Origin of the sequence: Rhodanobacter sp. MP1X3, assembly GCF_014207165.1 — a bacterium.
Taxonomy (GTDB): Bacteria; Pseudomonadota; Gammaproteobacteria; order Xanthomonadales; family Rhodanobacteraceae; genus Rhodanobacter.
This window is the reverse complement of sequence record NZ_JACHCO010000004.1, coordinates 390060-403088: the sequence shown is the minus strand read 5'-3', so window position 1 is coordinate 403088 and position 13029 is coordinate 390060. Positions and strand designations below refer to the sequence as shown.

General features: G+C 57.3%; 11 protein-coding genes and 3 tRNA genes. 11 read left to right on the top strand and 3 right to left on the bottom strand.

Going from position 1 to position 13029, the window contains the following annotated elements:
• The first annotated feature begins 29 nt into the window (after positions 1–29).
• The 7 genes from clpP (at position 30) to HDE79_RS13270 (ending at position 7635) form a co-directional block, all read left to right on the top strand.
• Complete coding sequence (gene clpP, locus HDE79_RS13300) at positions 30–653, top strand: ATP-dependent Clp endopeptidase proteolytic subunit ClpP (protein WP_304625077.1); 624 nt, start codon at positions 30–32, stop codon at positions 651–653.
• Between the two features lie 109 nt (positions 654–762).
• Entirely contained in the window at positions 763–2055 is a 1293-nt protein-coding gene (clpX, locus tag HDE79_RS13295) for an ATP-dependent Clp protease ATP-binding subunit ClpX (RefSeq protein WP_184602445.1), read from the top strand.
• 187 nt (positions 2056–2242) lie between these two features.
• The gene (gene lon / locus HDE79_RS13290; RefSeq protein ID WP_184602444.1) at positions 2243–4735 is read left to right on the top strand and encodes an endopeptidase La; all 2493 of its coding nucleotides are present in this window, start codon (positions 2243–2245) and stop codon (positions 4733–4735) included.
• Between the two features lie 367 nt (positions 4736–5102).
• Complete coding sequence (locus HDE79_RS13285) at positions 5103–5375, top strand: HU family DNA-binding protein (protein ID WP_184602443.1); 273 nt, start codon at positions 5103–5105, stop codon at positions 5373–5375.
• Positions 5376–5391: 16 nt separating this feature from the next.
• Positions 5392–5466: transfer RNA gene (locus tag HDE79_RS13280), tRNA-Val, on the top strand.
• A 9-nt stretch (positions 5467–5475) separates the two neighbouring features.
• Positions 5476–5552 (top strand) — tRNA-Asp (locus HDE79_RS13275).
• A 157-nt stretch (positions 5553–5709) separates the two neighbouring features.
• Positions 5710–7635, top strand: a complete 1926-nt coding sequence (locus HDE79_RS13270; RefSeq protein ID WP_184602442.1) for a SurA N-terminal domain-containing protein — start codon at positions 5710–5712, stop codon at positions 7633–7635.
• A gap of 84 nt (positions 7636–7719) precedes the next feature.
• Here HDE79_RS13270 and HDE79_RS13265 read toward each other — a convergent pair whose 3' ends face one another.
• Together HDE79_RS13265 and gloB are read right to left on the bottom strand one after the other, a co-directional pair.
• A complete protein-coding gene (locus tag HDE79_RS13265; protein ID WP_343205962.1) occupies positions 7720–8946 on the bottom strand; it encodes a LysM peptidoglycan-binding domain-containing protein in 1227 nt (408 codons plus the stop codon).
• Complete coding sequence (gloB, locus tag HDE79_RS13260) at positions 8943–9704, bottom strand: hydroxyacylglutathione hydrolase (protein ID WP_184602441.1); 762 nt, start codon at positions 9702–9704, stop codon at positions 8943–8945. The genes HDE79_RS13265 and gloB overlap by 4 nt, the downstream gene beginning before the upstream one ends.
• Before the next feature lie 374 nt (positions 9705–10078).
• Here gloB and HDE79_RS13255 point away from each other — a divergent pair, with 374 nt between their 5' ends.
• Genes HDE79_RS13255 through dnaQ form a run of 3 tightly spaced genes read left to right on the top strand, consistent with a single transcriptional unit; the run spans position 10079 to position 11955 of the window.
• Positions 10079–10768 (top strand): methyltransferase domain-containing protein, encoded by a 690-nt coding sequence (locus HDE79_RS13255; protein WP_184602440.1) that lies wholly within the window; start codon positions 10079–10081, stop codon positions 10766–10768.
• A gap of 24 nt (positions 10769–10792) precedes the next feature.
• Positions 10793–11251: a ribonuclease HI gene (gene rnhA / locus HDE79_RS13250; protein ID WP_184602439.1), complete on the top strand. Its 459-nt coding sequence runs from the start codon at positions 10793–10795 to the stop codon at positions 11249–11251.
• Positions 11248–11955 carry a DNA polymerase III subunit epsilon gene (gene dnaQ, locus HDE79_RS13245; protein ID WP_184602438.1) on the top strand — a complete coding sequence of 236 codons (708 nt, stop codon included), beginning with the start codon at positions 11248–11250 and terminating at the stop codon, positions 11953–11955. Before rnhA ends, dnaQ begins: the two co-directional genes overlap by 4 nt.
• Positions 11956–11972: 17 nt before the next feature.
• Here the strand turns inward: dnaQ and HDE79_RS13240 are convergent, their stop codons facing one another.
• Positions 11973–12674, bottom strand: coding sequence for a protein phosphatase 2C domain-containing protein (locus HDE79_RS13240; protein WP_184602437.1), 702 nt, complete (start codon positions 12672–12674; stop codon positions 11973–11975).
• 112 nt (positions 12675–12786) lie between these two features.
• Between HDE79_RS13240 and HDE79_RS13235 the strand changes: the two genes are divergently transcribed.
• Positions 12787–12876 (top strand) — tRNA-Ser (locus HDE79_RS13235).
• Positions 12877–13029 lie beyond the last annotated feature (153 nt).

Below are 13029 nucleotides of genomic sequence, written 5' to 3'. Positions count from 1 at the left end.
CCATTCAACGGAGAGCTGCAAGCATGGCTATGGACCAGATCCAGAATCTCAATTTGATACCGATGGTCGTCGAGCAGACGGCACGCGGCGAGCGCTCCTACGACATTTACTCGCGCCTGTTGAAGGAGCGAGTGATTTTCCTGGTCGGCGAAGTCAACGACCAGGTGGCCAACCTGCTGGTCGCGCAAATGTTGTTTCTTGAGTCGGAAAACCCGGACAAGGACATCCAGTTCTATATCAACAGCCCGGGTGGTGCGGTTACCGCGGGTCTGGCGATCTATGACACGATGCAATTCATCAAGCCGAACGTCAGCACGATGTGCATCGGTCAGGCGTGCAGCATGGGTTCGTTCCTGCTGATGGCGGGTGCCAAGGGCAAGCGCTACGCGTTGCCGAATTCACGCATCATGATTCACCAGCCGTCGGGTGGCGCGCAAGGTCAGGCGACTGACATCGAGATTCAGGCACGCGAGATTCTTTACATCCGCGAGCGTTTGAATCGGCTGTATGTCGAGCATACCGGCCAGCCGATCGAGAAGATCGAATTGGACATGGAGCGCGATCGGTTCATGAACGCCGTCGATGCCAAGACTTACGGTCTGATCGATGAAGTGCTCGGCAAGCGCGCCGGTGAGACGGTCAAATCGGCCTGATTTCCACGCTGTACCTAGGTGTCTTTATTAGCGTTTCGTATCTGAATGCAGATGCGAAACGCTGTGTTATTCTCAAGACGCATCCAGATTTACCAGCGGGATCGAAAGTATGAGTGACGATCGGCAGGGCCGTTCCAGCGATAGTGGCAAGATTCTCTATTGCTCCTTCTGTGGCAAAAGTCAGCACGAAGTGCGCAAGCTGATCGCGGGTCCATCCGTGTTCATCTGCGACGAGTGCGTGGAGCTTTGCAACGACATCATCCGCGAGGAACTGGAAGAAAAGGCTGCATCCGGCCGTACCCAGTTGCCCAAGCCGCGCGAAATTCGCGAGTCACTGGATCAGTACGTGGTTGGTCAGACGCGTGCAAAGAAAGCGCTCGCTGTCGCGGTCTACAATCATTACAAGCGAATCGAGTCGCGTCAGAAGAGCGACGATATCGAGCTCGGTAAATCCAATATTCTGTTGATCGGCCCGACCGGTTCGGGCAAGACCCTGCTGGCTGAAACGCTTGCGCGCCTGCTCAATGTGCCGTTCACAATCGCCGATGCCACCACGCTCACCGAGGCGGGTTATGTTGGCGAGGATGTCGAGAACATCATCCAGAAGTTGTTGCAAAAGTGCGATTACGATGTCGAGAAGGCGCAGTCGGGCATTGTGTATATCGACGAAATCGACAAGATCTCGCGCAAGAGCGAAAACCCGTCGATCACCCGGGATGTTTCCGGCGAAGGTGTGCAGCAGGCATTGCTGAAGCTGATCGAGGGCACACTCGCTTCGGTGCCACCGCAGGGTGGTCGCAAGCATCCGCAGCAGGAATTCCTGCAGGTCGACACCAAAAATATCCTGTTCATTTGCGGTGGCGCGTTTGCCGGGCTTGAAAAGGTTATTCAGCAACGCTCGGAGAACACGGGTATCGGTTTTTCGGCCGAAGTGCGCAGCAAGGAGCGCACGGAGAATCTGGGCAAGACGTTGTCCGACGTGGAACCCGCCGATCTGGTGCGTTTCGGCCTGATCCCGGAGTTTGTCGGTCGTTTGCCGGTGGTGGCGACGCTTGACGAACTGGATGAGCCTGCGCTGGTGAAGATTCTCACCGAGCCGAAGAATGCCGTCACCAAACAGTTCAAGAAGCTGTTCGAGATGGAAGAGGTGGAACTGGAGTTCCGGCCGGAAGCGCTGCAGGCGATCGCCCGCAAGGCGCTCAAGCGCAAGACCGGTGCCCGCGGCCTGCGCACCATTCTCGAGCAGGTGCTCCTGGATACCATGTATGAGCTGCCATCGCTCGAGCATGTGAGCAAGGTCGTTGTGGATGATGCTGTGATCAATGGTCAGGCCGAGCCGTACCTGATCTATCGTGGCAACCTGCAGCAACGCGTGGCGGGAGAGGGCAGCGACGCTGCCTGATTCATTCAGCCATACACTGCGCGCAGGCGGGCACTAAAAACGGCTCCGGTAAATCACCGGAGCCGTTTTGTTTTACGCAACAGTGACACCTTGAGTGGAAGCCGGTTGGCCTCCATTTGAATAACAGATGCACCCGGCGCAGTGTCGGGGCGAACCTAGATTCGACTTTCTGAGGGAACCCTCTTCGATGGCCAAGAACACCTTACCCTCCGTGCTGATGGATGCGCTGCCGGTACTGCCATTGCGAGATGTCGTGGTTTATCCGCATATGGTCATTCCATTGTTTGTTGGGCGCGACAAATCCATGCGTGCGCTGGAACGTGCGATGGAAGGCGAGCGGCAGATTTTGCTGGTGGCGCAGAAGAGTCCGGATATCGATGATCCGGAGATATCTGACCTGCATCAGATCGGGACGCTGGCCGGCGTGCTGCAGTTACTCAAACTGCCCGATGGCACCGTCAAGGTGCTGGTCGAAGGCCAGTCACGCGTCGCGGTCGAGGATTTTCGCGAGGACGGCGGCATGCTTACCGCCCGTTCCCGTGTCATCGAGCCGGTTTACAACGCCAAGGAGCGCGAGCTCGATGTGGTTTCACGCACATTGATCTCGCTGTTTGAGCAGCTGGTCAAACAAAGCCGCAAGTTGCCGCCTGAAGTGCTCGCCAGCCTGTCGGGAATTGACGATCCGTCGCGTGTTGCCGATTCCATTGCGGCACATCTTTCCGTGCGCATGGCTGACAAGCAGAAGGTGCTGGAAACTACCGACGTTGGCGAACGCCTGGAATTGCTGATTGGGCTGGTCGATGGCGAGATGGACCTGCAGCAGGTCGAGAAGCGCATCCGCGGTCGGGTCAAGTCGCAGATGGAAAAGAGCCAGCGCGAGTATTACCTCAACGAGCAGATGAAGGCGATCCAGAAAGAGCTCGGCGACAGCGAGGACGGTACCAACGAAGTCGAGGAGCTTCAGAAGAAAATTGATGCTGCCGGCATGCCCAAGGCTGTGCTGTCCAAGGCCAAACAGGAATTCAACAAGCTCAAGCAGATGTCGCCGATGTCGGCTGAAGCCACCGTGGTGCGCAATTATCTGGACTGGCTGGTTGGCGTGCCGTGGAAAAAACGCAGCAAGGTTCGAAAAGATCTGCAAATGGCGCAAGAGGTGCTGGACGCCGATCACTTCGGGCTCGAAAAGGTCAAGGATCGCATCCTTGAATACCTTGCCGTGCAGCAACGTGTAACGGTGATGAAGGGGCCGATCCTCTGTTTGGTCGGTCCGCCGGGTGTGGGTAAAACATCACTCGGACAGTCGATCGCCAAGGCGACCAACCGCAAATTTGTCCGCATGAGCTTGGGTGGCGTACGCGATGAGGCCGAAATTCGCGGGCATCGTCGTACCTACATCGGTTCGATGCCGGGCCGTATTGTGCAGAACATCAATAAAGTGGGTGCCAAGAATCCGCTGTTCGTGCTGGATGAGATCGACAAGATGTCGATGGACTTCCGCGGCGATCCGTCATCGGCCCTGCTTGAAGTGCTCGATCCGGAACAGAACCATGCGTTCAACGATCATTACCTTGAGGTCGATCTCGATCTTTCCGAAGTGATGTGGATCGCCACGGCCAATTCGCTGAACATTCCCGGGCCACTGCTCGATCGCATGGAAGTGATCCGCATTCCGGGATATACCGAGGACGAGAAGCTGGGCATCGCGCTGAAATACCTGCTGCCAAAGCAACTCAAGGCCAACGGTCTGAAGCCAGAGGAGCTCAGTGTCAACGGAGAAGCGTTGCGTGACATCGTGCGCTACTACACGCGCGAGTCGGGTGTACGTAATCTTGAGCGAGAGATATCCAAGATCTGCCGCAAGGTGGTCAAGGAGTTGACGCTGGGCGAGGTCAAGAGATCGAAGGTCAAGGAACTGGCCACTCAAGGCCTGATCAAGAAGGCAGTTGCTGCCTCCAAGAAAGCCAAGACTCCTGGAAAGGTCAAGGTCGATTCAGGCAATCTTGAGCATTACCTTGGCGTGCGCCGCTTTGACTTTGGCCGGAAGGAATTGCAGAACGAAGTCGGCCTCGTCACCGGGCTTGCATGGACACAGGTCGGCGGCGAGCTGCTGAGCATCGAAGCATCGGTTGTCCCCGGCAAGGGTCGGCTTGTCCATACCGGTCAGCTGGGCGATGTCATGAAGGAGTCGATTCAAGCGGCCTTGTCCGTTGTGCGGGCGCGCGCCGATCAGCTTGGTATCGACCCGGAGTTCCATCAGAAGCTCGATGTGCATATCCACGTGCCGGAGGGCGCGACGCCGAAAGATGGTCCGAGTGCGGGTATTGCCATGTGCACGGCACTCGTCTCGGTGCTGACCAAGGTGCCGGTGCGTTCGGAAGTGGCGATGACGGGTGAAATCACCCTGCGTGGCCGCGTGCTGCCCATTGGTGGCCTCAAGGAGAAGCTGCTTGCGGCTCATCGTGGCGGCATCACGACGGTCATCATTCCGGAGGACAACAAGAAAGATTTGGCGGACATGCCGGCCAACATCACTTCCTCGCTGGAGATTCATCCGGTACGCTGGATTGACGAGGTGTTGGATATTGCGCTGGAACGTCCGCTTCAACCGAACCAGGCCAAGGAGGAGGCACCTGCTGCGGCTGTCGGTGAGCCACCCGAGGTGCATTCACGTACGCACTGATTCCCCCGTGTTGATGGCTGCGATGGGATCAGACTGATTTGAAGAAATGCTCCGCATTCGTGGAGCATTTTTTTGTAGATATCGGTTATTCCTGAGCAAAGTTTGGACTTGGCTCCTCGGCGTTTGTTTCGCAACCGATTTTGTCAAGTGTGTACAGGCCAAAAACGTTGGTGCAGCTTGTGTTGCGGAGTCTGGCAACGCACTGGTATAAAGGCGTTACCGCAATCCCGGCGTGACCTGTGAGCGCAGTGATGCGGGATTGCGTAACGGCGCCTAGCAAGAGTAAAGAGTTAACCATCCGTGCCGGCACCATTTCTTACCACAACTAATTTACGCCGGCCGTAAACCGAATCAAGGGAGTTTCTCAATGAATAAAACTGATCTGATCAATGCCATCGCCGAAACCGCCGAGTTGACCAAGGCCGACGCCGGCCGCGCACTCGAGGCTTTCTTTGCGACCGTGCAGAAGTCGTTGAAGAAGGGCGAGGACGTTTCGGTGGTTGGTTTTGGCACCTTCACTGTGCGCAAGCGCGCAGCACGTACTGGCCGCAATCCGCGTACTAACGAAGCGATCAAGATCAAGGCTTCGAAAGTACCCGCTTTCAAGGCTGGCAAGACCCTCAAGGATGCCCTAAACTAAGCGGCTGCTTGGTTTTGGGTGCTTAGCTCAGCGGTAGAGCGTCGCCCTTACAAGGCGGTGGTCGTAGGTTCGATCCCTACAGCACCCACCAGAAAAATGTGGAGCGGTAGTTCAGTTGGTTAGAATGCTGGCCTGTCACGCCGGAGGTCGCGGGTTCGAGTCCCGTCCGCTCCGCCACAGTTCGCAAGGGCGCCCCTGTGGCGCCTTTGTTTTTTTAGCAGTGCGCGTTTGTTGTTGGGGTGCAGTAATCAGTAGCGGTCGCTTGCGGCGGTTTTTGCGCTACTCGTGAGTCACCCGTTTTACGCGCCATCAATCACGTTGCGGGAAGATTCCAATGCTGCAGGCAATACGTAACAAGATGCATGGGTGGCCATCGGTCATCCTTCTGGGTATTTGCGTTTTGGCGATGTCGCTGTTCGGTATGGAAAGTTATTTCACCTCACACAACGACACGTTTGTCGCCAAGGTCGGCAAGCATGAAATCTCCCAGAATGATTTCCAGACGCGCGTAAATCAGCTGCGTCAGCAGGCCAGCGAGGAGCAGGGCGACCATTTCGACTCCAGCGTTTTCGAAAAGCCGGAAGCCAAGCAGCAGATTCTCGACGCCATGGTTGACCAGCAGCTTCTGCTGCAGGCCAACGACGACTGGGGCATGCGGGTATCCGATCAGGCCGTGCGCGATTACATCGCGACAGTTCCGGCTTTCCAGCTCAATAATGAGTTTGATCCGACCACCTACCGCACTTACCTTGAAAGCCAGCGCAAGACGCCGGATAGTTTCGAGAGCGACATCCGTTCGTCGCTGGCCAGTCAGCTGATTCCCGATGCGATCAACGACAGCACGATCATTACCGACACCACTACGGACCGGTTCCTGAGCTTGATCAGCCAACGTCGCGACCTGCGTTACTTCGTCTTGCCGCGGCCCCAGTTGGCCGACGATCAGGTCACCGACGCGCAGATCGACACTTATTACAAGGCGCATCAAGCCGATTACATGAATCCCGAGCAGGTCTCGGTGAAGTATCTCGAAGTCAACGGTGCCGACCTCAAGCTGGATGCAGCGCCCAGCGACGATGACCTCAAGAAGCGTTATGAAGATGAAAAGCAGCGTTTCGTGCAGCCGGAACAGCGCCTCGTTTCGCACATCCTGATCAACGTGCCGGCCAATGCCACGCCGGATCAGCAGAAGGCTGCACTGGCCAAGGCCGAGAAAATCGCGGCCCAGGCAACCCCTGACAATTTCGCCAGCCTGGCCAAGCAGGATTCCGAAGATCTTGGCTCCAAAATCCAGGGCGGCGACCTGGGTTGGTTGCAGAAGGGTGTGACCAATGCACCGTTCGAAGCGGCGATGTTTGCCCTGCAGAAAAACCAGATATCCAAGCCGGTGCTGTCGCCCGATGGTTATCACATCATCTTTTTGCGGGATCTTCGCAGCGGCGAGTCCAAACCATTCAACGAAGTGCGCGATCAGCTGGTCAAGGAACTGTCGGCCGGCGGCAAGGATCGCAAGTACAACGATGTCGCTGGCAAGCTCTCCGACAATACCTATCAGAATCCATCTTCACTTGAGCCGGCGGCAGCTGCGCTGAGTCTTCCGATCAAGACGACAGCGTTGTTTTCGCGCCAGGGTGGCGGCGATGCGCTGACTGCAAATCCCAAGTTTGTCACGGCGGCGTTTGGCGACGACGTGCTTGTTCAGGGCAATAACTCTGGCCTGATCGATCTTGGCAACGACCATTCGGCGGTACTGCATATCGACAAACACGTGCCTGCCGCACTGCGTCCGCTGGCTGAGGTACGCGCTGACATACAGAAAAAAATTCTCGACGAGCGCACGGTAGCTGCCGAAAAGAAGCAGGCAGACGACATGGTCACAAGTCTGAACAAGGGTGATGCGATGCAGACGGTTGCCGCGTCGGTCCACGCCACGATCAAGACCGTGGCTGAAGCGGTTCGGACTCAATCGCCGCAAGCCCCTGTAACCCCGACGCCAGCGCCCTTGCTCAAGCAGGCTTTCCTGATGCCGCATCCGGCGGCGGGCAAGTCGCAGTACGCCGCGGTGGATATGCAGGACGGAACCTTCGCGCTGCTGGCCGTGGATAAAGTGCAGGACGGTGATTTGTCCAAGATCCCGCCGGAAGAACACGATGCGCTGCGTCAACAGATGGCTCAGGCTTACGGTGCCGAAGCAACGCGTGAACTGATTGATCAGCTGAGAGCGAAAACCAAGATCCAGATCAACAAAGCGCAGATGTAGGTTTTTGAGATGCGGCGATGAAGTTGTCATCGCGAAATAAAAAGGGGCAGCTACGGCTGCCCCTTTTTATTTATTTACGCAGGCTCAATCGGAGCCGCTCACCTTGAGTACCTGTCCCGGCTTGAGTGCCTGCCCATGCAGATGGTTCCACTGCTGCAGCTTCTTGCTGCTTACCGAATAGCGCCGCGCGATTTGCCAAAGGCTCTCGCCACTTTTAACGGTGTGGGTTTTCTCGCGCGAGGTCGATGATGCTGAGAAGTTTGTCTGCTTTGGCTTATCTTCGCTGTCGTCTATGGAATTCAAAGGCTGGCCAGCGGTTGTCGCAGTACTGGGTTGCTGCACCAATGAATCGCGAAATTGCTGGGCATGGTTAGCAGGCAGCATCAGATACGAAACGGCGCCGGCATCCATCGTGTTGCCCCGAAACGCCGCGTTGAGGTTTTTCAGCGTACTCACCGGAACACCTGCCTGGCCAGCAGCCTGAGCGATCGGCATGGAGTGGGAGATACTGACCTGCACCAGATGTTGTTCATCGGATAGGGTGGGCAGGGTGACATTGAAACGACCCGGCTCACGTACCACGCAAGCCATGGCCAGCATCCGGGTCAAATGTTCTCTCGTCACGTTTTTTACGGGCAAATGCGGTATCACGGGTTCAGCGGGAGGCGTGCCAAATCTCTCCACCAATTTGGCGACGTTGAATTCGCCGGTGTTGTACGCGTAATCGACCACACGCCAGTCGTCGAATTTGTCGTGGTATTGCCTGAGCATTTTCATTACTGCGTTGGCCGACGCATCGACGTCAAGACGTGCGTCGTAGCGGCCGTCGACACGCAATCCCATCTTGTTGGCCGTAAGCGGCATGATCTGCCACATGCCGGCCGGCCGGTTCTTGCGCCCCGGCAATGACTGAAAGCCACTCTCGATCCACGGCAGCAGCACGAATTCGCCCGCGACGTCATAGTGCGCGGCCACCTCTCGCACATAGGTCAATTGCGGCATCGCTTCTCGCAATTGATCTTCGAAACGCTCGGGATTTTTGGTATAGCGCTCCGCCCAGGTCAATATGGAAGGATCGGCATCGCAATCGCTCATCGCGAAGCTGCCGCGCATTTGCTGCCAGAAGTCGACGACCTGAGGAGCGATTACTGGGGGTGACGTAACCGGCTGCACAGTCGCCTGGGGGATCTTGATAGCCGGCTTCTGAATGGCTGGCTGGTGTAGACCTGAGGTGGGCATGCCGACACACGCGGTCAGCAGCATCGATAGCGCTGGCAATAGCGGTCGCAGTGATCTGTTTGTCACCGTCACCGGAACGCGTCCTTGGCGCCACGCAATGCTGCAAAGCGGGCAATACGATCATCGCCGACACCTCGCTGGTCACACCAGTTTGCCACTGCCTCGCTATCTACACGCAGAAACGGGTTGGTGGCTCGTTCGATCGCAAGCGAAATCGGCAATGTCGGTTTACCCTCGGCGCGCAGCGCTGCAACTTCCTGCTGGCGTATGCGCAACTCGGGATTCTGCGGCTCGATGGTGATGGCAAATCGCCCGTTGGTCTCGGTATATTCGTGTCCGCCACAGACTTCGGTTTCACCGGGCAATGCCGACAGGCGATCCAGTGAATCGAGCATCTGTTTGGGCGTGCCTTCGAACATCCGGCCACAGCCCATACTGAACAAAGTGTCGCCGCAGAGCAGCAGACCGCTTCCGAAGTACGCCACGTGGCTGAGGGTGTGGCCAGGGATGGCGATCACTTCAAACTGCAGCAGCGGTGATGAAAGCTCAATGCGATCACCGTCTTCGACTCGCTCGGTCGCTTCGATGATGCGTTCGTCAACAGGCGCGTAGATCGGGACGTCGTGATGCCGACGCAATTCGGCGACACCGCCTATATGGTCGGGATGGTGATGCGTCAGCAGGATCGCCCGTAGCCTGAGCTGCCGGGTCGCCAGGGCATGTTCGACAACCGGGGCTTCACCGGGATCAACAACGATGGCCATTCCGTCGTCGTCATGGATCAGCCAGATGTAGTTATCGGCGAGTGCCGGCAAAGGTATCAGGTGCACCATGATCTCCGGACTATTGATCGACTGTCTGACGACTCGGCGATTGAAGCGGATCGGTTACGACGAGCGGTTATCAAATTCGTTGGCGTCATGCCTTATGTGTCATGCGGCACAGTCAGATCTCTAACTACTGGCCTCACCGCGGTATCTGTGGTGTTTTCAAAGTCCCCTTCGGTCGGATACGTTGATTGGGCAGATGTCAGCCGAGCGACTATAAACATCCGGGACCATTGACTCGTTATTCTGGTGTTAATCGGGCAGCGGGTTGTTCAGCTACGCGACCGGCTTCCCGCGTTAGTGATTCCACTTCAGGCGGCATCGGATTGTCATGAGCCGTTACACTCCCTCGACAGTTTGAAAACCGGATCGGCAGCATGCCCCAACGCGATCAAAGCATCTATGCCAGTGCGCCAGTGCGCCGATTGCTGGATGATCAGACCCATGCAATGACGCCCGACTTGCAGCGTTGTGTTGGCGACTATGCCTTGCTGGTTGGCACATCGGCCGAAGACGCGTCACCACCCGCATTGCCGATGCTCGGCTGCTGGATACGGATGCAGGTAGAAGGCAATCGCTATCAAGGTGATCTGCTGGCGGCGAGCGATGAAGGCTTGCCTTTTATTGATGACGCGTTCGAGTTGGTACTTCTGCAACACGCGCTCGAGGCAACGGTGATGCCTGCTTCGCTACTGGAAGAAGCTGTTCGCGTGTTGGCGCCAGGGGGGGTGCTGGCGATAACTGGCGTGCATCCGATGAGCGCGTGGGCGCCTTGGTTTCGCTGGCGCGCCCGTGGCAAGCGTCTGACGCTGAGCATGCCGCTGCGGCTCATGCATGCCTTGCAGCAGGCTGGATTTGAGATTGAGCAAGCGCGGCGCGTGGGTTGCGTTCTGCCGGCTGGCGTGAATGCTTACACGATCAGCACGAAACTATTGGGTGGCGGCTACGTGGTCATCGCTCGCAAGCGACGGCGCGTGGTCACGCCGCTAAGAATCCGCCCGACACCGCTGAAGGTGCCGGCAAGCGGGCGGCTGTCGCCGAGTACGCGACGTAGTGCCGTACTTTGACCATGAAGAGATAAGCAGGCAACGATGAACGAAGTGGAAGCATTTACCGATGGCGCCTGTCTGGGCAATCCGGGACCGGGCGGTTGGGCTGCTCTCTTGCGCGCCAAGGGCAGTGAACGTGTCATTGCAGGCGGGGACCCTGCCACTACCAACAATCGAATGGAGCTGATGGCGGCCATCGGCGCGCTGGAAGCGTTGAAGCGGCCCTGCCAGGTGCAGCTCACCACCGACTCGCGCTATGTGATGCAGGGTATCGAAGAGTGGGTGCCAAAGTGGCGCGCCAATGGTTGGCGAACCGCTGACAAGAAGCCGGTAAAGAATCAGGATTTGTGGCAGCGTTTGTCCGAAGCGGTTAGCACGCATCAGGTGCGTTGGCAGTGGGTAAAAGGCCATAACGGGCATGCCGAAAACGAACGTGTTGACCAGGCCGCGCGCGCGCAGGCCGAGTTGATGAAGGCTGATTCGATGAAGCGTTCCGCATGAGACAGATCATTCTCGATACCGAGACCACCGGCCTTGAAGTTCGCCAAGGCCACCGCCTGATTGAAATTGCCTGCGTCGAGATGGTCGAACGCCGGCTCACCGGCCGGCACTATCAGACCTATCTCAACCCGGAGCGTCGCATTGATGAGGGCGCGCGGCAGGTCACCGGTATTGAAGACGATTTTTTGCTCGACAAGCCGCGGTTTGCCGAAGTAGTCGATGAGTTTCTTGCCTTTATCGATGGTGCCGAGCTGGTCATCCACAACGCCAGCTTTGACGTCGGGTTTCTTGACGCTGAACTCGCTGCGCTGGCAAACGGTTCGGGTTCTATCGGTGATCGCTGCAACGTGCTCGATACGCTCAAGATGGCACGCGAGCGCTACCCGGGCCAGCGCAACAGCCTCGATGCGCTGTGCAAGCGTCTGGGCGTGGATAACTCACGACGGGATCTGCACGGTGGCTTGATCGATGCCCAGTTGTTGGCCGATGTTTATCTGGCGATGACTTCGGGACAGGTGGCTTTTGATCTTGGTTTTGAAGCGGCTAGCGAACAGAAGCACACTGTTGCCTTGGCACCCGTCACGCTGCGGGCGCGACCACGCATCCTGCGCGCGGCAGGCGACGAGTTATTGCTGCACGAGCAGCGTCTGGATGCACTGGATAAGAGCGTGGGCGGCAGGAGCATGTGGCGCCAGCTGAATTGATCGCTTGATCGATCCATTCAGGAGTAGCGCACGATGACCGCCGTGATGTTGTCGTCGCCACCGCCATCCAGCGCATTCAGCAATAGCTGATCGACGCATTCCTGCGATGCGAGATCCGTACGCGCGACGATGCTAGCTATCGATGCATCGTCGATGCTCTCGGTCAGGCCGTCGCTGCACAGTACAAATCCGGTGCCCGCTTCCAGCCGACCGCGAGACATGCCGATATGCAGCTGTTCGGTGGCTGTTACGCCCAGTGCCTGGGTCAGCACGTTGCGCTGTGGGTGCTTTGACGTCTGTGAGGCATCCAGCTGGCCGGATTCGACCAATGCCTGTACCAGTGAGTGATCGTGACTGATCTGCCGCAGCTCTTGTTTCCACATATAGATGCGACTGTCGCCAACCCAGGCAACCTCGTAGCTGTCTGCGGTCACCCGCAGTGCGGCGATGGTCGTACCCATGGGCAATACCTCGAAACTGCCTCGGGTATGCGTAAGTAGCCGCTCGCCAGCACCTTGCACGGCCTCAACCAAGCTATGTCCACGGGTGATCAAGTCGACGACAGCATCCCGCACCATGGCTGATGCCACTTCGCCGTGCTGGTGACCACCCATGCCGTCGGCAACCAAAAACAGGCCTAGTGAGGCGTCCGCGTAGTAGGTGTCCTCGTTACGCAGGCGGCGCAGGCCAACGTGCGTTCCGTGTCCGAATTCGATCATGATTTGTCTTGTGCGGCGAATGGACGGAGCATGCCGGATGCCACGGTTGTTGTCACGATAGACGCGTCCGCGTATCATCCGCGGTTCGCATAAACCACCATGCAAAACCTTTGGAGAGGTGGCAGAGTGGTCGAATGTACCTGACTCGAAATCAGGCGTGCGTGAAAGCGCACCGAGGGTTCGAATCCCTCCCTCTCCGCCAAGAATGCATTTAAGCCCCTGATTTCAGGGGCTTTTTTGTGCGAGCGGTATGCCGTTCACAATCTCGTCCCATACATGCATAAAGGCCCTCGATTAGATAGTCTGCAATGCGCATCGACGTCAGTGCCATGACGACGCTTGAAGGAATTAGCTC

What these genes read in the sequence shown, in the direction of transcription:
- HDE79_RS13270 (WP_184602442.1), top strand. Translation starts at nt 5,710, where the DNA reads ATGCTGCAGGCAATACGTAACAAGATGCATGGGTGGCCATCGGTCATC.
- HDE79_RS13240 (WP_184602437.1), bottom strand. Translation starts at nt 12,674, where the DNA reads ATGATCGAATTCGGACACGGAACGCACGTTGGCCTGCGCCGCCTGCGT.
- clpP (WP_304625077.1), top strand. Translation starts at nt 30, where the DNA reads ATGGACCAGATCCAGAATCTCAATTTGATACCGATGGTCGTCGAGCAG.
- HDE79_RS13255 (WP_184602440.1), top strand. Translation starts at nt 10,079, where the DNA reads ATGCCCCAACGCGATCAAAGCATCTATGCCAGTGCGCCAGTGCGCCGA.
- dnaQ (WP_184602438.1), top strand. Translation starts at nt 11,248, where the DNA reads ATGAGACAGATCATTCTCGATACCGAGACCACCGGCCTTGAAGTTCGC.
- clpX (WP_184602445.1), top strand. Translation starts at nt 763, where the DNA reads ATGAGTGACGATCGGCAGGGCCGTTCCAGCGATAGTGGCAAGATTCTC.
- HDE79_RS13285 (WP_184602443.1), top strand. Translation starts at nt 5,103, where the DNA reads ATGAATAAAACTGATCTGATCAATGCCATCGCCGAAACCGCCGAGTTG.
- rnhA (WP_184602439.1), top strand. Translation starts at nt 10,793, where the DNA reads ATGAACGAAGTGGAAGCATTTACCGATGGCGCCTGTCTGGGCAATCCG.
- lon (WP_184602444.1), top strand. Translation starts at nt 2,243, where the DNA reads ATGGCCAAGAACACCTTACCCTCCGTGCTGATGGATGCGCTGCCGGTA.